Source organism: Actinomyces sp. oral taxon 169 (assembly GCF_013394715.1).
GTDB lineage: Bacteria > Actinomycetota > Actinomycetes > Actinomycetales > Actinomycetaceae > Actinomyces.
The window spans coordinates 1,333,446-1,353,184 of record NZ_CP058259.1 but is presented as its reverse complement, the minus strand read 5'-3'; the positions used below and the strand labels follow the sequence as shown (position 1 = coordinate 1,353,184).

At 69.5% G+C, this 19,739-nt stretch carries 17 protein-coding genes; 5 read left to right on the top strand and 12 right to left on the bottom strand.

Annotated features, from left to right (window positions below):
- The first annotated feature begins 133 nt into the window (after nucleotides 1-133).
- Entirely contained in the window at nucleotides 134-877 is a 744-nt protein-coding gene (locus tag HW274_RS05835; protein WP_075253765.1) for a phosphatase PAP2 family protein, read from the top strand.
- On the opposite strand, the gene HW274_RS05830 is transcribed toward HW274_RS05835, so the two are convergent.
- On the bottom strand, nucleotides 842-2,542 hold the full coding sequence (locus tag HW274_RS05830) for a DNA polymerase Y family protein (protein ID WP_185989459.1): 1,701 nt from the start codon (nucleotides 2,540-2,542) through the stop codon (nucleotides 842-844). The genes HW274_RS05835 and HW274_RS05830 overlap by 36 nt on opposite strands.
- The gene (locus HW274_RS05825) at nucleotides 2,539-3,453 is read right to left on the bottom strand and encodes a hypothetical protein (RefSeq protein WP_185989458.1); all 915 of its coding nucleotides are present in this window, start codon (nucleotides 3,451-3,453) and stop codon (nucleotides 2,539-2,541) included. Before HW274_RS05825 ends, HW274_RS05830 begins: the two co-directional genes overlap by 4 nt.
- A gap of 230 nt (nucleotides 3,454-3,683) precedes the next feature.
- Between HW274_RS05825 and HW274_RS05820 the strand changes: the two genes are divergently transcribed.
- Entirely contained in the window at nucleotides 3,684-4,259 is a 576-nt protein-coding gene (locus tag HW274_RS05820; protein ID WP_075253762.1) for a YbhB/YbcL family Raf kinase inhibitor-like protein, read from the top strand.
- Nucleotides 4,256-5,119 (top strand): SDR family oxidoreductase, encoded by an 864-nt coding sequence (locus tag HW274_RS05815; protein ID WP_075375020.1) that lies wholly within the window; start codon nucleotides 4,256-4,258, stop codon nucleotides 5,117-5,119. Before HW274_RS05820 ends, HW274_RS05815 begins: the two co-directional genes overlap by 4 nt.
- A gap of 21 nt (nucleotides 5,120-5,140) precedes the next feature.
- On the opposite strand, the gene HW274_RS05810 is transcribed toward HW274_RS05815, so the two are convergent.
- Genes HW274_RS05810 through HW274_RS05795 form a run of 4 tightly spaced genes read right to left on the bottom strand, consistent with a single transcriptional unit; the run spans nucleotide 5,141 to nucleotide 8,176 of the window.
- Nucleotides 5,141-5,599 (bottom strand): tRNA (cytidine(34)-2'-O)-methyltransferase, encoded by a 459-nt coding sequence (locus HW274_RS05810; protein ID WP_185989457.1) that lies wholly within the window; start codon nucleotides 5,597-5,599, stop codon nucleotides 5,141-5,143.
- Nucleotides 5,600-5,643: 44 nt separating this feature from the next.
- Nucleotides 5,644-6,426 (bottom strand): ABC transporter permease, encoded by a 783-nt coding sequence (locus HW274_RS05805; RefSeq protein WP_185989456.1) that lies wholly within the window; start codon nucleotides 6,424-6,426, stop codon nucleotides 5,644-5,646.
- Nucleotides 6,426-7,166 (bottom strand): ABC transporter permease, encoded by a 741-nt coding sequence (locus HW274_RS05800; RefSeq protein WP_260679206.1) that lies wholly within the window; start codon nucleotides 7,164-7,166, stop codon nucleotides 6,426-6,428. The genes HW274_RS05805 and HW274_RS05800 overlap by 1 nt, the downstream gene beginning before the upstream one ends.
- Nucleotides 7,167-7,180: 14 nt before the next feature.
- Entirely contained in the window at nucleotides 7,181-8,176 is a 996-nt protein-coding gene (locus HW274_RS05795; protein ID WP_185989454.1) for an ABC transporter ATP-binding protein, read from the bottom strand.
- Nucleotides 8,177-8,722: 546 nt separating this feature from the next.
- Here HW274_RS05795 and HW274_RS05790 point away from each other — a divergent pair.
- Together HW274_RS05790 and HW274_RS05785 are read left to right on the top strand one after the other, a co-directional pair.
- Nucleotides 8,723-9,376 carry a GNAT family N-acetyltransferase gene (locus tag HW274_RS05790; protein ID WP_185989453.1) on the top strand — a complete coding sequence of 218 codons (654 nt, stop codon included), beginning with the start codon at nucleotides 8,723-8,725 and terminating at the stop codon, nucleotides 9,374-9,376.
- A gap of 6 nt (nucleotides 9,377-9,382) precedes the next feature.
- Nucleotides 9,383-9,976 (top strand): YbaK/EbsC family protein, encoded by a 594-nt coding sequence (locus HW274_RS05785; RefSeq protein WP_185989452.1) that lies wholly within the window; start codon nucleotides 9,383-9,385, stop codon nucleotides 9,974-9,976.
- 43 nt (nucleotides 9,977-10,019) lie between these two features.
- On the opposite strand, the gene HW274_RS05780 is transcribed toward HW274_RS05785, so the two are convergent.
- From HW274_RS05780 to HW274_RS05755, 6 genes are all read right to left on the bottom strand, one after another.
- On the bottom strand, nucleotides 10,020-11,471 hold the full coding sequence (locus tag HW274_RS05780) for an NAD(P)/FAD-dependent oxidoreductase (protein WP_185989451.1): 1,452 nt from the start codon (nucleotides 11,469-11,471) through the stop codon (nucleotides 10,020-10,022).
- A 205-nt stretch (nucleotides 11,472-11,676) separates the two neighbouring features.
- Nucleotides 11,677-12,255, bottom strand: coding sequence for a TetR/AcrR family transcriptional regulator (locus HW274_RS05775; RefSeq protein WP_185989450.1), 579 nt, complete (start codon nucleotides 12,253-12,255; stop codon nucleotides 11,677-11,679).
- Between the two features lie 10 nt (nucleotides 12,256-12,265).
- Nucleotides 12,266-13,147, bottom strand: coding sequence for an alpha/beta fold hydrolase (locus tag HW274_RS05770; RefSeq protein WP_185989449.1), 882 nt, complete (start codon nucleotides 13,145-13,147; stop codon nucleotides 12,266-12,268).
- A gap of 151 nt (nucleotides 13,148-13,298) precedes the next feature.
- A complete protein-coding gene (gene acnA, locus HW274_RS05765; RefSeq protein ID WP_185989448.1) occupies nucleotides 13,299-15,971 on the bottom strand; it encodes an aconitate hydratase AcnA in 2,673 nt (890 codons plus the stop codon).
- A 241-nt stretch (nucleotides 15,972-16,212) separates the two neighbouring features.
- The gene (locus tag HW274_RS05760; protein WP_185989447.1) at nucleotides 16,213-17,610 is read right to left on the bottom strand and encodes a class I SAM-dependent RNA methyltransferase; all 1,398 of its coding nucleotides are present in this window, start codon (nucleotides 17,608-17,610) and stop codon (nucleotides 16,213-16,215) included.
- The gene (locus HW274_RS05755; protein ID WP_185989446.1) at nucleotides 17,607-19,724 is read right to left on the bottom strand and encodes an APC family permease; all 2,118 of its coding nucleotides are present in this window, start codon (nucleotides 19,722-19,724) and stop codon (nucleotides 17,607-17,609) included. Before HW274_RS05755 ends, HW274_RS05760 begins: the two co-directional genes overlap by 4 nt.
- Nucleotides 19,725-19,739: the final 15 nt, after the last annotated feature.

Sequence of the window (19,739 nt, the reverse complement as noted above, 5' to 3'; positions counted from 1 at the left end):
GCCGGATCGAGTCACTCAGGCCGGATGCTACCCGCCGAGCGCCCCGGACGCGGACAAGACGTGACGACGCCGCTCAGCCGCTCCATGGCGCACGCATAGCCTCATCCAGACCAGCGCGGATAACCTCCCCCTCATGCTCTCACTCGACCACCTGCCTCACACCTGGCGCACCAGGCAGGCCGGCACATTGGCCGCGACCGCCGTCATCACGCTGTCGCTGTTCTCCTGGCTGGCTCTGACCACGAGCTCCGGGACGGGGCTGGCGCCTCATGACCAGAGCGTCACCACCTGGGCCGTGGATGAGCGTCACCCTGCCTTGACCGTCATCATGCAGGTGTTCACCGCCCTGGGCTCCACCGTGGGGCTGACGATCCTGACCGCAATCTGTGCCGTCCTCCTCTTCATGAGGGGCCACAGCGTGCGCGCACTAGTCCTGAGCCTCACGATGATCGGCTCCAGCCTGCTGACGGTGGCGCTCAAAGAGATCTTCAGGCGTGCACGTCCCTCAACCGATACCCTTCTAGGCGAGCCCGCCTCGACCACCTCCTTCCCCTCGGGGCACTCCTTCAACACGGCCGTCTTCGCCGGCATGCTGGCGGGAATGGTTCTGACATCCACTGCGGTGACCCTGTACCGGACCTTGGCGATCATGGCGGCGGCGGGGTCGACCCTGCTGGTGGGGGCATCCCGTGTCTACCTGGGCTATCACTGGATGACCGACGTGCTGGCCGGCTGGTCCCTGGGGCTGGCCTGGCTGTGCCTGGTGACGCTGGCGCTCCTGTGGCTGAAGGGACGACGGCGCCAGCCCCCATCCCTTGCGGCCACGCCATCGGACAGCTCCTCAGGAGTAGAGGGCATCGAGCCACCACCGACCTGATCGCACCAGCAGGCGGGGCGGCCCGACGTCGGTGACCACCTGGAGGTAAGCGCGTCGCGAAGGCCCACGAGCGGTCCACCAGCCCTCGTCGACCGGCCAAGGGCCGGCCCACAGGAGCACGAACTCCATCTGGGGCGCAGTCTCCACCGCACCCTCATCAACGCCATCCACGCCGTCGTCGACACTGAGGAAGCCGGGGACACCGTCGAGCTGACCGTGGATGTCGACGCCGAGCTCTCTTCCCTCAATGTCGGTGAGGCGCGCGGGAACCGGTCGGGGCAGGACGATGGAGGGTGAGGGCTCGGGCAGAGCGCCGCTCCAGGGCGCCATCTCATCATCCGTGGACTCCCCTACGCCTTCGCTCTCCCCCCAGGGGATGAGGCGAACCCGCGAGCGCGGGTCGCGTCCGGGAACGATCCTGGGAACCTGGATGCTTCCGGCTCCCAGGAGTGACTCCACGCGCTCGGCGGCGCGGCGGGCGCGTACCTGGGCCTGGTGGCCCGGCGCTTGCCACAGTCCCGTCTGGGAGGTCGTGGCGGGGCTCAGCTCGAGGGCTGTCAGGCTCAGGTGGGTCAGGCCGGAGGAGGGCGGGCGCCCGGAGCGTCCGGAGAGCCACCCCTCGAGCTGCCAGCGCACGCGGTCGGTGAGCTCGGAGGGAGTGGGGGTGTCCTCCAGCATCCAGCTTCGGGACAGATCGGTGCCATCCTCGCAGCGGGCGGCAACGCAGAGGCGTCCGACAGCGAGGCCTGCGGACAGCAGGCGGGCCGCCAGGTTCTCGGCGAGGTGTCGGGCGGCGAAGGCTGCGGTGTCGGCGCGTTCGACGGGAGGGTCGAGGTCGGAGGTGACAGTGATGTCCTGGGCCGGCCGGGGCATGGTGGGAACCTCGTGGTGGGTGCCGGCGGCCAGGTGGTGGAGCCTGCTCCCCAGGGGGCCGAAGCGGGCGGTGACGTCTTTTCGGGGCAGGGCCGCCAGGTCCGCCAAGGTGCGCAGGCCGAGTCGGGAGAAGCTCTCCAGCAGGGGGCGGGCGTCGCGCCGCAGGCGGCTGAGGGGCAGGCAGGTCAGGAGTGCGTCCAAAGGCCAGGGGGCGAGGAACTCCGGGGTCCGTCCCGGTTCGACGATGATTCCTTGGCGGGCGGCCAGGACGGCTCCAGGCAGGGAGTCGGCGATGCCGACCTGGCACTCGACGTCGGCCTCCTGGGTGACGGTCTCCACGAGGGCTGAGGCGAGGGGTTCTTCCCCGCCGATCCAGGCTGCGGGCCCTCTGACGTGAGACAGGGCCAGTCCGGGGCGGGACACCATGGGGTCCGCCAGGAGGGAGGTGAGGGCCTCCATGACGGTTTCGAAGGCACGGGCCTGGCGTTCCTCCTGGGGAGGCAGGACGGTGAGCTCGGGACACAGGGAGCGGGCGGTGCGCAGTCGCATGCCGGTGGTGATGCCGGCGCGGCGGGCCGGAGCTGAGGCGGCGAGGACTCCGCGAGCGCCGACGACGGCGACGGGTTCGGTGGCCGGGTCCGGCAGGTGGGGGACTCCTTGGCGTGCTCGGGGGTGTCGATGCTGCTGGCGGGCCTCCATGGTGAGGGCGACGACGGGCCAGTCGGGGACCCAGATGGCCACGAATCTGGAGGCGGGTGGGCCGGACGGCGAGGGTGGTTGTGGCGGGTTCATCCGGCCACCTCCTGCGGGTGGGAGGTCGGGTCGGCGGTGTCGACGGCGTTGCGGGAGCCTGTGCGCAGCCCTTCGGCGGACAGTGAGAGCGTGAGCTCTTCGGTGGGGGCGAGCCGTGGGCGCTGCGGGTCGGCCAGGGTCCAGGTGAGGCGTCGCAGGTAGCCGGCCGGCATCTCGATGGCTCGCACTGGGGCGGGTGAGGCTCCTAGCCCGATGGGGATGACGACGCCGTCGGCGGAGGGCTCTGCGGGGGTCTCCGCCGAAGCCTGGGCGGGAGGCGTGTTGCTGGTTCCGGTGTCGGGGGCCAGGGCGTCGGCTCGCAGGATGCGGGCGCCTTCCCAGCGGGCGGGGGTCAGGATGAGGTGGCCGCGTTCGCGCGCTCGGGACAGCAGGCGTCTGCGGTGCTGGGGGCGCAGGCCTTCGGCGATGGTGGCGCCGATGAGGAGGGTATCGACGCCGTCGAGCAGCGTGGAGGTGACTGTCAGGGTCGAGGCGTCGTCGAGGAGGGGCGCTGGAATAGTGAGGACCCGGTTGAGGTCGAGGCCGACCTCGGTGGCTGCGCACCAGCCCAGCTCCTCTCCCCCGATAACACCGCACCAGCCGGTGGCGCCCTGGCGCAGGGCGAGGGCGGCCAGGAGGAGGGTGGTGGATCCGTGGAGGGTGAGGACGCCGGAGTCCTGGCAGGCCGAGAGCGCCGCAGGGGGTGCGGAGGATGCGGAGGAGCCGACCTGAGGCGAGTCGGCTGATGTGCTCAGCAGGGCGCTGGTTGATGCCGAGGACAGGGCGCGCTGCACCGTCAGGGATGCCGAGTCGCGCAGTCCGGTGCGTTCCTCGGCCAGCCTCAGGGCGAGGCGAGCCCGGTCGAGGCGGTTCTGAGCCTCCGCTGGCGCGCGCGTGGCCGAGACTCTCATGACACCCCCTCTCTCTGTACGTATGTTCGATGAGTGGGTTTCAGGATAGCGCCGCGCTGCGACATCAATCGGGGGCGCAGGCAACAAGGGGGTCTCAGAGCGCGACGAGCCCACGGAGCTCCCCCACAGGAGATCCACAGGGACGGGTCTGCACAGGGGCGTCTACAGTTGGGGCTGTGCCCTCATGGAAGGCCACCTTCCCTACCCATCACCTGCCTGGAGGTACACCTATGACAGCCGACCTCACCCGCCCCCGCCCGCCGGCCCCCACCGGCTTTCTGCCCTCAGTCCCCTCCTTCACCCTGACCTCTGCGGACCTGACCGACCAGGGGCGGGTCCCGGACATCTTCACCGGCATCCATGACAACGTCTCCCCGGCCCTGAGCTGGTCGGGCTTCCCCGAGCAGACGCAGTCCTTCGTCGTGTCCTGCTTCGACCCGGATGCTCCGACCATGTCGGGCTGGTGGCACTGGACCATCGTGGACCTGGACGCCTCGGTCACCTCGCTAGAGCGGGGTGCGGGGGCCAGCGATCTTCAGCTCGACGGCGCCGCCTTCCACCTGGCCGGGGACTCCGGCGACCACGCCTGGTTCGGTCCCTACCCGCCGGCTGGCGACGGCGACCACCGCTACGTCTTCACCGTCTCCGCCCTGGACGTGGACACGCTGGGCCTGAATGACGAGGCCAGCCCCGCCATGGCGGCCTTCACCCTGGCACCGCACTGCATCGCTCGGGCCACGCTCACCGCCACCTACTCCGTGCCCGGGGAGCCCGGGGCCGCCGCTTTCCTCAAGGACGGCCAGTGAGCCCGCAGATCGCTCAGGTCGACGCCTCGTCCTCCAAGGCGGGCCGGCGTCGTCGTCAGGGGGAGTCCGTCCCCTTCACCCCCGCTCACGGTTTCACGCGCGCCGGTTCCGGCCGCCACCAGCGTCGCCCCATCGCCCTCATCACCGGGGCGACCTCCGGGATCGGACTGGCTGTGGCCAGGGACCTGGCCCGGGACCACAACCTCATCCTGCTGGCCCGCTCCGTCAATGACCTGGAGGAGCTGGCACTCGCGCTGGAGGAGGAGTCCCAGACGGCGGTTCTGATCTGCCCGGTCGACCTGACCGATGACACGGCCCTGGCCAGGCTGGTCAGCCGGATCGACATCGAGAGCCTCGACGTGCTGGTACACAGCGCCGGCATGGAGGCGCCCGGCGCCGTTGACAAGATCACGCCCACGCGTTGGCGAGCGGTCCTCAACCTCAACCTGGTGGCGACGGCCTACCTGACGAGCCTGCTGCTACCGGCACTGCGGGAGGCCCGCGGACTGACGGTGTTCATCAACTCCGGCGCCGGGGTGAGTCCTCGGTCGGGCAACGCCCTCTACTCCGCCTCCAAGGCGGGGCTGAAGTCCCTGGCTGACACGCTGCGCCAGGAAGAGGCAGGCAAGGTGCGGGTCACCTCAATCTACCCGGGCCGGGTGGACACCCCCATGCAGGAGCGTCTGCACGCCTTCAATGCGGCGCGCCTGCGCACCGAGGGGATCATGGCCACCCCCGCCTACCGGGCTGCGGACCATATGGCACCGCAGTCGGTGGCGGCGGCCGTGCGCCTGGCCGTCAACACCCCGATGGACGCGGTGGTGGAGGACCTGGCGATCCGCCCCGCCGGCATGCTCTGAGAAGGCGGTTGAAGCAGGGGCTCAGGCTCCTCCGGCGAAGCCCAGGGACCGCCAGGCCTCGTACAGGCCGATGGCGGCGGAGTTGGCCAGGTTGAGGGAGCGGTTGCCCTCCACCATGGGGATGCGCAGGTGGGCGCTCACCCTTGGGTGGTCGAGGACCTCCTGGGGCAGACCGGTGGGCTCGGGGCCGAACAGGAGGGCGTCGTCGCCGCGCCAGTCGACCTGGGTGTAGAGGCGCTCGGTGTGGGAGGTGAAGGCGAAGATGCGTCCGGGGATCTGCTCAAGGCACTCCTGCCAGGTGGCGTGGACGCGAGTGTTGGCCAGGTCGTGGTAGTCCAGGCCGGCACGGCGCAGCTTGGCGTCGTCCATGTCGAACAGGGGGTCCACGAGGTGGAGCATGGAGCCGGTGTTGGCGCTCAGGCGGATCGCGGCCCCGGTGTTGCCGGGGATGCGCGGCTCGAAGAAGATGACGTGCAGCACGGGGACAATGAGACCACATGCTGAGGCAGACCTCCTCCTCAGACTCAGATGGTGTCGGTGCGTTGGCCCTGACGGAGTCGGGTGACGGCGCGACGGGTGACGGCCAGCCCGATCCCGGCCCATACGGCGGCGACCGCGAGGTCGCGGCCTAGCAGGGCCGGGACGGCGGCCGCCGGTGCGTCCAGGACCGTCAGGGTGCCGCTGACCGGAACCAGGTGGGCCAGGGCCTGCAACCAGGTAGGGCACTGCTCGAGCGGCACGATGACGCCGGTCAGCAGCGGCAGGAACGTGGCGATGATCGTGGCACCCAGGTAGGGATCGGGCAGGTTGACTCCGACACCGGCGGCCATGATCCCCATGAGCAGCCCGCACACGATGGTCGGCGCTGCCAGTGTGATGACACGCCCCAGCGCTCCAACGTCGTGCAGCGGTGAGAGCGCGAAGACGACGCCGATCGCGACGGTGGCGGTCGAGGCGGCCAGGAGCGCCGGCACGACGGCGACGGACAGCCAGTAGGCGACGTCGAGGCGCCTGCGGGTATGGACCTCCTGGAAGACGCCCAGCATCCGGTCCGTGGCCACGGTCCCCACCACTCCGGAGGCCACCGAGACGGCCAGTGCCACCAGGGCCGCTGCGTATCCGGTGCGCACCAGGTCAGGCGCGGAGAGGTCCGAGCCCATGAGGACATCGAAGAGCACGTCCAGCAGCGGCAGCACCAGCAGCGTGACCACGGCCGTGCCCAGGGTCGCGAAGGCCGTCGACGAGGCCCACGAGACACGCACCCCTGAGGAGAACCGGTAGGCGAAGGCCAGAGCCCGGGCGCGCATCAGACCACCTCCAGGGTGCCGGTCCGTGTCGCCAGACGCAGCGCCCGCCGGCCGAGGAAGGCAGCAAGTCCCAGCCACGCGGCCGTGCACACCAGCCAAGCGCCCAGCGCCACTGCCGACGTCGCCCGGCCCAGCAGCAGCTCGAAGGGCACCGACAGCGGCAGGAACCGACTCACCACAGCCAGCCAGGCAGGCGGCGTCGTCGAGGTGAACACGATGCCTGAGACCACGAGCACCGGCACCAGCAGCAGCCCCTCGTACTGGATCGCGTTGGGGGTGAGCACGAACAGCGCCGCGATGACCAGACTCAGGGCAAGGCAGCCGACCAGCAGCATGAGGGCCCCTGCGGCCAGGCGCGCCCAGACCTCCCACCCCGGCCCCGTGAAGGAGACTGAGGTCGACAGCAGCGCCCACGTGCACCACGCCACCGGGAAGGCGACCAGACCGAAGGACGCCGCCGCACACACCACGGCCGCCAACGACCTGAGCGCCCCCACCGGAGCCATGACCAGATGGACCAGCGTGCCCTTGTACCGCTCGAATCCGATGATCCCCGCCGCGCAGGTCGTCGTCGTCCACATCCCCACGACACCCCCGCGCACCCAGCTCTGCGTCGGGGTGATCCCGCCCCAGGCCGAGGCCGCCAGGAACTGCACCAGCGTGGTGGATGTCGTGGTCATGACCATGAGCTGGATGAAGTAGGGAACCGACACGAACTGACGGACGTGAAAGACCGTCATCCTCACCTGACGCCTCATCGGGCGAGCCTGTCGGCCAGGGCCAGGTAGGCCTCCTCCAGGGAGACCGGCCGCGTCAGCAGGTCCGACGGCGCTCCCAGGCCGGCCTCGGCCAGGACCTGGCGAACCCGCTTGTCAGCGTCGGTAGTGCCGGCAGCCTCGGAAGCCCAGTAGACCGTCACGGCCCACCGGGCCGAGGAGGCGCGCTGCTTCACCGTCGCCGGCGAACCCAGACCGCTGCGAAGCGCCTCGACGACACCCCCGTGGCGGGCCGGTAACGTGAAAGTCGTGCTGGCACTCACTCCGGCCAAGGCAGACACGTCCCCCACGCCGCCGCGCACGACGATCCGGCCCGCCCCGATCACCGAGATGATGTCGGCCAGCTCCTCGACCTCCGGCATCGAGTGCGAGGTCAATAGCACCCCCGTTCCCCGCTGCGCCAGCTCACGCACCAGATCGCGTACCTGCAGCGCCACGTCCGGGTCCAAGCCGGTGGTGGGCTCATCCAGCAGCAGAAGAGCCGGCGACCCGAGCAGCGCCCGGGCCAGGTGCAGACGCTGCCGCATCCCTCGAGACAGCTCGCCCGTCTTCCGGGACGCCGCCTCGACCAGCCCCACACGCTCCAGGGCGTCCATGACCGCACTGTGTCGCCGTCGGGCGTCAAGGCCCTGAATATCGGCGAAGAACAGCAGGTTGTCGCGTGCCGTAGCCCGCGGGTAGAACCCCAGCTCACCACCCAGGACCAGGCCCAGCCGGGACCTGGCCCGCTCCGGATGGCGCACCGCGTCGATGCCATCGACCCAGACCTCACCCGACGTCGGAGCCAGCAGCGTGGCGCACATCCGCACCGTCGTCGTCTTACCGGCGCCGTTGGGCCCCAGCAGACCATGGACCTGCCCCGCCCCGACATCCAGGGACACATCCTCCACGGCGACGAAGGCCCTGTCCTTTTTCCCGAAGGAGCGAACCAGGTGGGAGGCACGCAGCAGCAAATCCCCATCAAGTAATACCATAGAGCCCTTCCACCCCCAAAGGACCACGATCAATAACTTCAACCACTCTCTCAGCCTTATACTTTGACCCCAACTTAGAATAACGTGCAACTATAATTTCGCGAACCGACTTCATGACACCGGAGATAAGGAACGGCCACTCAAACAAGAGTTTGACTCATTCAAGTGATCGTAAATGTTTGAAATTCTCATATCCCCCCATCACTATGGCAGCAAATAATCGCACCCTGTCTGCCTCGACCTTGTTGACGATTTCTTCAGTCATCCTCATACGTAAAGCCACCCCTTCCCTCACACAAACGAAACCACTCGGAGGTGGATCAAGAAGACGCACATGCAACCCAAGTGGTGACGTCGATTTTAATGACAAGCATCGTAGCACAGCAATTTATCCAGCTAACATGAGATACTGTACGCATCAAAAATACGGTTCTCAACACTTGACGTGTAGTCAAGGTTCGAGGCCGACGTACAGCACGGGGACGATGAGACCACATGCTGAGGCGTCCCGGCGGCGACTGCGCCACGGCTGCCATGATTGACACCATGAGCATCACTGAGTCACATGTCCCCTCTCCCGTCCTGACCTGTGGCGTGCTGGAAGGCGGCATCGTGCGGCTGGAGCCGCTGACGCCTGAGCACGTGCCGGGGCTGCAGCTGGCCGCCGAGGCGGCCGCGACCAGCCCCTTCGCCACGGTGCCGACACCGGAGACGGTCGAGGACTACGTGTCCCGCAGCCTGGCCCGTCGGGACACAGGCACCTACGCGCCCTTCGCCCAGGTGGAGGTCACCACCGGCCGCGTCGTCGGACACACCGCCTACCTGACACCCCGGTGGATGCCGGACGGGCGGCTCTTCGCCGTCGAGGTCGGCTCCTCCTGGCTCTCGCCCACTGTTCGCGGTACCGCCATCAACCCGGCCGCCAAGCTCCTACTGCTCACGCAGGCCCTCGAGGACTGGGGCGTGGACCGCGTGGACATCAAGACCGATGCACGCAATGAGGTGGCTCGCGGCGCGATCGCAGCGCTGGGGGCGACCTTCGAGGGGATCCTGCGCGCCTGGCAGCCCTCCCTGGCTCCCGGTGAGGAGGGGCGCACGCGCGACACGGCCATGTTCGCCATCACCCCACAGCAGTGGCCCGAGGTCAGGACCCGTCTGGTGGAGCGCATCGAGAGGCGCTCGACGTCGTCGAAAGGATGAGAAGGAATGACTGAGCTGCACGACCCGGCTGAGGTCTTCGCCGCGGAGATCGGCTGGCAGCCGGCGCTGGAGCGTACTGACCTGCTCGCGGAGCCCGTGGCCGCCGCGCTGCGGGCGCTGGAGGCGGCCTCGCCCGAGGGCGCGGACCTGGCTCGTCAGGCTCAGGTGGTGCCCATTGACCCTTCCCACTCCGACACCGACGCCCTCAACGCGCACTATGACCTGGACCCTGAGGCGACCGGGAACTGCGTACTCGTGGCCGGTAAGCGGACCGGCGAGGAGCGCATCGCAGCCTGCGTCGTGCGTGCCACCGACTTCGCCGACGTCAACCACGTCGTCAAGAAGCGCATTGACGTGCGCAAGGCCTCGTTCCTGCCGGTGGAACGGGCTGTGGAGATGAGTGGCATGGAGTACGGCGGGATCACGCCGGTCGGCCTGCCCGAGGACTGGCGGCTCTTCGTCGACGGTGCCGTGGCGGAGCGGGCCACGGTGCTCATCGGCTCGGGCGTGCGTCACTCCAAGCTCCTGGTGCCCGGGGCGCTGCTGGTGGCGCTGCCGGGGGCCGAGCGCGTCGAGAACCTGGGGGTACGCCCCGCCTGAGCGGATCTGTCTCACCGTTCAGGCGGGGCCAGTCCTCAGGCTCTCAGCCCAGGGAGTCCAGGACGATGTTGAGTCCCTCGCTCATGGTGGGGTGGGTGATGACGGCGTCGCGCACCTGCTGCCACGTCAGGTCACCCAGCATCGCCATCTGAATGCTGGTGACGACCTCGCTGGCCTCGGCGCCGATAATGGCGGCGCCCAGGATGAGGTCGGTGCGGGCGTCGATGACGACCTTGAAGAAGCCCTCGGTGTGGCCCAGGGTCTTGGCGCGCGGCACGGCCGCCGTCGGGGTCTTGGCGACGCGCACCTCGTAGCCGGCCTCGCGGGCCTCGGCCTCGCTCATGCCCACGTGTCCGAGCTCGGGCGTGGTGAAGACGGCCCACGGGATGAGGCGCCCGGTGGTGGAGGCCTCCTTGCCGGCGAAGAGGTCGCGCAGGACGCGGAAGTCGTTCCAGGAGGCGTGGGTGAACTGGGGCGTTCCAGCCACGTCACCGGCGGCGTAGACGTTCTCAGCGGTGGTGCGCAGGTGGTCGTCGACGCGCACGAAGCCGCGCTCGGTCAGCTCCACGCCGGCGGCCTCCAGACCGAGACCGGCGGTGACGGGGGTACGCCCCAGGGCGACGAGCAGGTGGGATCCGCTCACCTCGTGCCCGTCGGCAGTGGTGACGACGATGCCGTTCCCGTCAGCCGCGGCGGCGACCTTCGAGGCACGCGCTCCGGTCAGGACCGTGACTCCCAGGGCCTCCAGGCCGGCGGTCACCTCGGCGGCGACGTCCTCGTCCTCGCGGTCCAGGATGTGCGGCCCAGCGTGGACAATGGTGACCGGGACACCGAGGAGCCCCATGAGGGAGGCCATCTCGACACCGATGACCCCGCCGCCCAGGACGATGAGGCTACTGGGCAGCTCGGGCAGGGTAAGCAGGTCCTCGCTGGTCCAGTAGCGCACGTCGGACAGGCCCTCGATCGGGGGGACCGACGGCGTGGTGCCGGTGTTGATGAGGACCTTCGCGCCGCGCACGCGCCGCAGGCCGCCGTCGTTCAGGGCGATCTCGACGGTGCGCTCCCCCACGAAGCGGGCGGTGCCCTTGACGAAGTCCATGCCGGAGGCCGGGAACATCTTCTCGTGGGCGGCCACCATGCCACCCACAACGGCCTCCTTACGGGCGCGGAAGGAGGCCAGCTCGATGCGGGCCTGAGCCAGGGCGTCGGCCCCGCCGTCCTGCTCGGGCAGGGTGACGCCATAGGCCTGCGAGCCCTGGACCTCACGGAGGACGCGGGCGGCGGAGATGAGGGTCTTGGTGGGGATGCAGGCGACGTTGATGCAGGTGCCGCCCACCTTGTCCCGCTCCACCATGACGACCTTGTCGCCGGCCTTGGCGCGCAGCATCGCCAGGGACTTGCCGGCCTTGCCGCCTCCGACGACGAGAAGGTCGACCTCCTCGACCGGGACATCTGGCTGGTTGGTCGCGTCGCTGTTGACGGTGGGCTGGGACATGAGTGCGCATCTCCTTCGGCGGTCGCCGCTCGGCATGATCTGAACGCCAGGGCAACGGGAAGCGAAGGGCCGCTATTCCAGGGCGACAGCCCGAGGTCTCAGCGACTCACCGACAGCAGCCGGGGAAGCCCCACGCAGCTCTCCCCTCCCAACCGGTCATTGAGGCGACTTATCCTTTCGTCCTCACTGATACCTGCCCGCTCTCCTACTCGCCGAGAGCAAGCAGGGCGGCGTCCAGCGAGTCGACAAGCGTGGCGAAACTCACGTCAATGGGTGCATTCATGGCGAAGCCCCCGTGGACCTCGATATCCACGAAGCCATGGAGTGACGCCCGGGTCATTCGCACAGCGTCGATGATCCGCTCCTCGGGGATGCCGTAGCCGGCCAGTGCCGCGGTGACGATGTCAACCGTACGTTGAGCGGCTGATGACCGTAGCGGACTCAGGCTCCTGTCCGAGGCCTCGACCGGGACCTGGGTCATCGGATAGAGCCCGGGGTGCGCGCGGGCGAAGCCTCGATAGGCGTTGGCAAGGGCTCGCAGGGCGTCAGGCCCGGCCAGCCCCATGACGGAGGCCGCCAGATGGTCGGCGAGCTTGTCCATTGCCCGTAGGGAGACTCCTCGGACCAGGTCGCTCATACCGGAGACATGCTTGTACAGGCTCGGCGGTGCGACTCCCAGATCGGCAGCCAGACGGCTCAGGGACAGTTCCTCAAGGCCGTGCTCGTCAACGATCTGCGCAGCCCGTTCCACCACGCGTTCGGCGCTCAGTCCTGCTCGTGGCATCGTGCGCTCCTCACCTCTTCCCCGCCGGCCTTGCCTCAGCATTGTCGGCGATCATACGCCGGGCGAAATCGACCACCTGCGGCCCGACGAGGCCTGGGTGTTCCAGCATCGGGGCGTGCCCCGCACCGGGAACGATGACAACCTCTCCCCCACCTCCACCAACAGCGCTTGCTACCCAGGCGGCCTCGGCCACGGGGTCCTTCCAGTCCGGATCCTCCTGTCCCATGACCACGAGGGCGGGACAGTCCACCTTGTCCAGCCATGGGGAGACAACGCGGTGATCAGTACGAGTCGTCGCCCAGAAGGCGCGCCAGCGCCCCGGACGGCGCAGCAGGCCCGTCAGACGCGCGGCCCGCTGCCGGGAATCAGGCAGACCGGGCCACAATCTGGCGGAGTAGCTGTTCCACACAGCAGGCCCCCAAGGACGCATCAACGCAGCCCCAAGCATGGTGCGCTGCACGAGCGTCTGGGCTCGGTTCAGCGGCCTACGTAGGAAGGGGCAGATGAGGACAAGCCCGCGCACCAGGTCAGGGCGACGCCCGGCGGCAATCACCGCAGCAGCCCCGGACATGGAGGCACCCACAAGGATGGCGGGACCGGCGTCGAGAACCTCGATCAGGGCAATGAGGTCGGCTGCGGTGACCTCATCGCCATAGGCGGTGAAGGTCGCCGAGCTGTCCCCGTGACCGCGCAGATCCGCAGTGACAACACGAAACCCCGCCTCATTCAGGGACTGCGCCAACGGCACGTAGACGTCCCGCACATCCCCCATGGCCGGCGAGCAGACGACAAGCGGACGGCTCGTTGCATCCGATCCGGCACCTGTACCGACGGGCTCGTGCACCTCATAAGCGATGGTGCCGCCCGGCACCCCAAGTTGGCTAATACTCATAGCCATTAAGTTACCGACAATAACCCCCGGGGGCAAGCAGCCCTTCCAGACCTGATCTCAGGCCAAGGAGGCTCTCACCATCGTGCCCATCAACAACAACGCGGGGCGATCGCTGATCTGCGATTGCCCCGCGTTGTCAACGCGTGAGGTCTCAGGAGCTTGCGAGCTGGCGCAGCACGTACTGCAGGATGCCGCCGTGGCGGAAGTAGTCGGCCTCGCCGGGGGTGTCGATGCGTACGACGGCGTCGAAGGAGACCGCCGAGCCATCAGCCTTCTGCGCCGTGACCGCGACGGTGCGCGGCGTGGTGCCCTCGTTGAGCGCGGTCAGGCCCGTGATGGTGAAGGTCTCGGTGCCGTCCAGGCCGAGAGACTCGGCGCTCTGTCCGGCCGGGAACTGGAGGGGAACCACGCCCATGCCGATGAGGTTGGAGCGGTGGATGCGCTCGAAGGACTCGGCGATGACGGCCTTGACTCCCAGCAGGGCCGTGCCCTTGGCCGCCCAGTCGCGTGAGGAGCCCGAGCCGTACTCCTTGCCGCCCAGGACCACCAGCGGGATGCCGGCGGCCTGGTAGGCCTGGGAGGCGTCGAAGATCGACTCCTGCTCGCCGGTGAGGAAGTTGCGGGTGTAGCCGCCCTCGACGCCGTCGAGCAGCCGGTTGCGCAGGCGGATGTTGGCGAAGGTGCCACGGATCATGACCTCGTGGTTCCCGCGGCGCGAGCCGTAGGAGTTGAAGTCCGCGCGGGCCACGCCGTGCTCGGCCAGGTAGCGCCCGGCCGGGGAGTCGGCCTTGATGGCGCCGGCCGGGGAGATGTGGTCGGTGGTCACGGAGTCCCCCAGCAGGGCGAGCACTCGGGCGTCCTTGATGTCGGTGACCGGGGTGAGCTCCATGGACAGGCCCTCGAAGAAGGGGGCCTTGCGCACGTAGGTGGAGTCCTCGTCCCAGGCGAAGGTGTCCCCCTCGGGGGTATCGAGGCCCTGCCAGCGCTCGTCACCGGCGAAGACGTCGGCGTAGTCGCGCGTGTACATCTCGCGGTCGATGGTGGCGTCGATGACGGCCTGGACCTCAGTGGGGTCGGGCCAGATGTCGGACAGGAAGACGTCGCGGCCCTCGGGGTCCTGGCCCAGCGGCTCGGTGGCGAAGTCGATGTCCATGGTCCCGGCCAGGGCGTAGGCGATGACCAGGGGCGGGGAGGCCAGGTAGTTCATCTTGACGTCGGGGTTGATGCGCCCCTCGAAGTTGCGGTTGCCCGACAGCACCGAGACCACGGCGAGGTCGGCGTCGTTGACCGCCTGGGAGACCTCAGCCGGCAGGGGCCCGGAGTTGCCGATGCAGGTGGCGCAGCCGTAGCCGACGACATTGAATCCCAGCTCGTTGAGGGCGGGCCACAACCCGGCCTTCTCGTAGTAGTCGGTCACGACCTGGCTGCCCGGGGCGGTGGAGGTCTTCACCCAGGGCTTGGAGCGCAGACCCCGGGCGACGGCGTTGCGGGCCAGCAGCCCGGCGGCCATCATCACCGAGGGGTTGGAGGTGTTGGTGCACGAGGTGATCGACGCGATGGCGACGTGCCCGTGGTCCAGCTCAGTGGCGGTGCCGTCGGCCATGGTCACCGGAGTCGGCTTGGAGGACTGGGAGGCGTAGGTGGGCAGGACCTCCTGGAAGGACTCCTTGGCCCGCGACAGGACGATGCGGTCCTGGGGGCGCTTGGGGCCGGCGATGGAGGGCACCACGGTGGACAGGTCCAGCTCGAGGTACTCGGAGTAGACGGGCTCGCGGGCCGGGTCGTGCCACATGCCCTGGGCCTTGGTGTAGGCCTCCACCAGGCGCACGCGCTCCTCGGAGCGGCCGGTCAGGCGCAGGTAGTCCAGGGTGACCTCGTCGATCGGGAAGATCGCGGCGGTGGAGCCGAACTCCGGGCTCATGTTGCCGATGGTGGCGCGGTTGGCCAGCGGCACCTCGGCGACGCCCTCTCCGTAGAACTCGACGAACTTGCCCACCACGCCGTGGGCGCGCAGCATCTCGGTGATGGTCAGCACCACGTCGGTGGCGGTGGCGCCGGCGGGGATGGCGCCGGAGAGCTTGAAGCCCACCACCTTGGGGATGAGCATGGAGACGGGCTGGCCCAGCATGGCGGCCTCGGCCTCGATGCCGCCCACGCCCCAGCCCAGGACGCCCAGGCCGTTGACCATGGTGGTGTGGGAGTCGGTGCCCACGCAGGTGTCGGGATAGGCCTGGGTGACGCCGTCGGCCTCGTGGGTGAAGACGATGCGGGCCAGGTACTCGATGTTGACCTGGTGGACGATGCCGGTGCCCGGGGGGACCACGCGGAAGTTGGACAGCGCTCCCTGTCCCCAGCGCAGGAACTGGTAGCGCTCGGAGTTGCGCTCGTACTCGCGCTCCTTGTTGCGCTCCAGGGATCCGGGTCGGCCGAAGGAGTCGATCTGCACGGAATGGTCGATGACCATCTCGGCGGGGTTGAGGGGGTTGATGACCTCGGGGTCGCCTCCGAGGTCGGCGACCGCCTCGCGCATGGTGGCCAGGTCGACGATGCAGGGCACGCCGGTGAAGTCCTGCATGACGACGCGGGCCGGGGTGAACTGGATCTCCGTGTCGGGCTCGGCGGCCGGGTCCCAGGCGGCCAGGGCGCGCACGTGGTCGGCGGTGATGTTGGCGCCGTCCTCGGTGCGCAGCAGGTTCTCGGCCAGCACCTTGAGGCTGTAGGGCAGGCGCTCCAGGCCGGGGACGGCGTCGAGGCGGTAGATCTCGTAGTCGCGGCCGTCGACGTCGAGGGTGCTGCGGGAGGCGAAGGTGTTGAGGCTGGTCACCGGGGCTCACTTCCAGTTGTCGTACCGATCCGGCCCGTCGCACCGCCTCGGGTCTGTCACGCGGACCTGCGGTGACAGCCAGGCGGAGGGCTGCGCGGATGCTCCGGTGTGGACCGTAGCCCACGGCGTGTCATCCGTTGTCAATACGTAGGGAAGGCTGGCCAAACCCGGCACGCGGCCCGGCGCCCGTCAACCGCATTTGGTGACGCCGGGCGCACGCAACCCCGCTGACGTTCCCCGTTCAGGAGCTCTCGAGCACCGCGATCGTCTCGAAGTGGTGAGTGTGCGGGAACATGTCCAGCGCGCTCATGGAGCTCAGCGCGTAGCCCGAGCGCAGGAGGGTTCCCAGGTCCCGGGCCAGGGCCGCCGGGTCGCAGGCGACCAGGACGATCCGCTCGGTCCCCAGGGCGCCGACGGCCTCGATGACCTCGCGTCCGGCCCCTTGCCTCGGCGGGTCGAGGACGACGACGTCGGGGCGACCACCGGTGAGGGAGCCGGCCAGCTCACGTACCGAGCGGGCGCTCACGCGGCCCGAGACCAGGCGCACAGAGGGCTGGTCGTGAAGCGTGCGGCGGGCGTCGCGAACGGCCTGCTCATTGCCCTCCAGGGACAGGACCTGACCGCGGTCCCCCGCCAGGGCGGCCAGCGGCAGGGTGAACAGGCCGGCCCCTGAATAGAGCTCCAGGACGCGGCTGCCCGCGGCACCATCGAGGTCCGCCCCCAAGGCGCCGCGTACAACGCGCTCGACGAGCACCCGGGGGGCGTCGACGTGGACCTGCCAGAAGCCCTCGGCGTGGACGGAGTAGGTCAGCTCCCCCAGCCCCAGGGCGGAGGCGTCCACGACCTCCCGGACCCGGCGCCGTCCGGTACTGCGGGCCTGGGCGGTCAGGAGCCGCTCGTCGAGCAGGACGACGGGCTCGCCGCCGCTGGGGGCGATGGCCTCGATGCGCATGCCGGGGTGGTAGTGGGCGCGCCAGCGGGAGCGCTCCAGCAGCCCGATCTCGGTGATGGCGTCAACCGCCAGGGGCAGGCGGCGCAGGGGCAGGACCGTCCCGGAGCGGAAGGCGTGCATGCCGGGCCTGCCGTCCTCACCGACCGTCAGGCTCACGCGGGTGCGGGTGGCGGTTCCGGCCAGGGCGCGCCGCCGGGCGCTGCTGGAGGCCTGGGCCGCGGCGTCGGTGGGCATGGGCTCGATCGGCACGGCGGCTGCGCCGGAGGCCTCGGGCAGGGCGGCGACGGCGTCGGCCACCTCCTGCCCGCCGATCCGGCGCAGGCAGTCGGCCAGGACCCAACGCTTCCAGGTGCGCTGGGCGTCCAGGGCCACGTGGGCGAGCTCTCCCCCGCCCACTCCCCCCGGGCCGGCCTCGGGCCAGACGGACTCAACGCGGTCCGGGGATGCCTGGAGGATCTCAACGGCGTCGGCACGCCAGGTCCGCGAGGTCATCTCGGTCAGGCGGGCCCGCACCGTCTCACCGGGCAGGGCGTGGCGCACGAAGATGACGCGACCGCCCGGGTCGCCCACGGGGCGGGCCACGCAGTGCCCGCCGTGCGCGGGAGCCCCCACCGCCAGGGTCAGCTCGCGCGGCTCACCACGGTTGGGGGCGGGCTGGTCTGCGCTCCAGCTGGGCTGGGGGGTCATCGATTCTCCTGGGGGTCGGCACCGACGCCGCCGGCACCGGCGGGGCTGTGCTGGTCGAGGTGGCTGAGGTGACTGAGATGGCTATCGACGTGACGGCGCATGGCGACGTCGGCGTCGATAATGCCCTCGGCAGTGCGGGCGCGCACGCCGTGGTGGATGTGCCGTTGTCCGGGCAGCCCCAGCTGCCAGGGCACGGAGGCCACGACGACGCCGGGGGTGAACAGTAGGACGGTCTTGAGGCGCAGAGCGGTCTGGTTGTGGAGGATCTGCTCCCACCAGTGGCGCACGATGTACTCGGGCAGGAAGACGACGATGAGGTCGCGGGGGGACTCGCGGCGCACCGAGCGCACATAGTTGATGACCGGGCGGGTGATGTCCCGGTAGGGGGAGTCCAGGACTGTCAGGGGCACGGCGATGTCGGCCTCCTCCCAGGCGTCCAGGAGGCGCTCGGCGCCGCCGTCGCCGGTGTCCACCGTCAGGGCCTCCAGGACGGTGGGGTGGGTCGACTGGGCGTAGGTCAGGGCCCGCAGCGTGGGCTGGTGGAGGCGGGAGGCCAGGACGATGGCGTGGACGTGGGCCGGCAGGACGCGGGCGTCGTGGAGGTCGGAGATGGCCACCTCCTCGCTGACTCTGCGGTAGTGCCGGCGGATCCGGTTCATCACCAGGTAGAGCAGCGCCATGATCGTCAGGGTGATCCAGGCTCCCCGGGTGAGCTTGGTGAGCAGGACGATGACCAGGACCGTCCCGGTGCCCAGCACGCCGATGGAGTTGATGATGCGGGCGCGATACATGCGCGAGCGGTCCCTGGGCTCGGTGGCGATGGTCAGCTCGCGGGTCCAGTGACGCACCATGCCCACCTGGGACAGCGAGAAGGAGATGAACACGCCCACGATGTAGAGCTGGATGAGGCGGGTCGTATTGGCCTCGAAGCCGATGAGGAAGGCCACGGCCCCCAGCCACAGAACGATGATGCCGTTGGAGAAGGCCAGGCGGTCACCGCGCTGGGAGAGCTGGCGGGGCAGGAACTCGTCACGGGCCAGGACGCTGGCCAGCACCGGGAACCCGTTGAAGGCGGTGTTGGCGGCCAGCACCAGGATCAGACCGGTGACGGTGGCGACCAGGTAGAACATCGGGCGGAAGCCGGAGAAGACGGTGGCGGCGATCTGTCCGATCGCGGGGTCCTGGTGGTAGCCGTCCCCGATCGGGACGCCGTTGCGCAGGAGCTGGTGGGCCGGGTCCTCCACCATGCGTACGCCGACGGCGCCGGCCAGGTGGATGACGCTCATGAGCATCAGCGCGGCGATCACTCCCAGGAGCAGCAGCGTCGTGGCGGCGTTGCGGGACTTGGGGCGCTGGAAGCTGGGCACACCGTTGGAGATCGCCTCCACGCCGGTCAGGGCCGCGCATCCCGAGGAGAAGGCCCGCAGGACCAGGAAGCCTCCGGCCAGGCCGGTCAGGCCCTGCTCCCAGCCGGCGTGGGTGACGACGTCGAAGCCGGCCGACTCGGCCCGCCCGAGGGTCCCGGTCAGCTCCTGGACGAGCCCGACGACGGCCATGATGCCGATGACACCCATGTACAGGTAGGTGGGAATGGCGAAGGCCCGGCCCGACTCGCGTGAGCCGCGCATGTTGAGCACGGCCAGGACGGTGACGACCGCGACGGCGATCTCCACCTTGTAGGGGACCAGGGCGGGCAGGGCGGCCGCGAGGTAGGAGGTGCCCGAGGACACCGAGACCGCAACGGTCAGGACATAGTCGCTCAGCAGGGCCGAGGCCACCAGGAGCCCGGCGTGGGAGCCGAGGTTGGCCGAGACCACCTCGTAGTCGCCGCCTCCCGAGGGATAGGCGTGGACGGTCTGGCGGTAGGAGGCCACGACGACGGCCAGGACCCCGACGACGGCCAGGGCCACCCACGGCGACAGGGAGGTCGCCGCAACGCCGGCCACGGCCAGGGTGATGAGCACCTCATCGGGGGCGTAGCCCACGGAGGACAGGGCGTCGGAGGCGAATACCGGAAGGGCGATCCTCTTGGGCAGGAGGGTCTCCCCCAGAGCTCCACTGGGAACAGGACGGCCGACGAGAAGCCGCTTGATGCGGTCTGCGAAGTCACGCACGTCTCCAGATGTTAC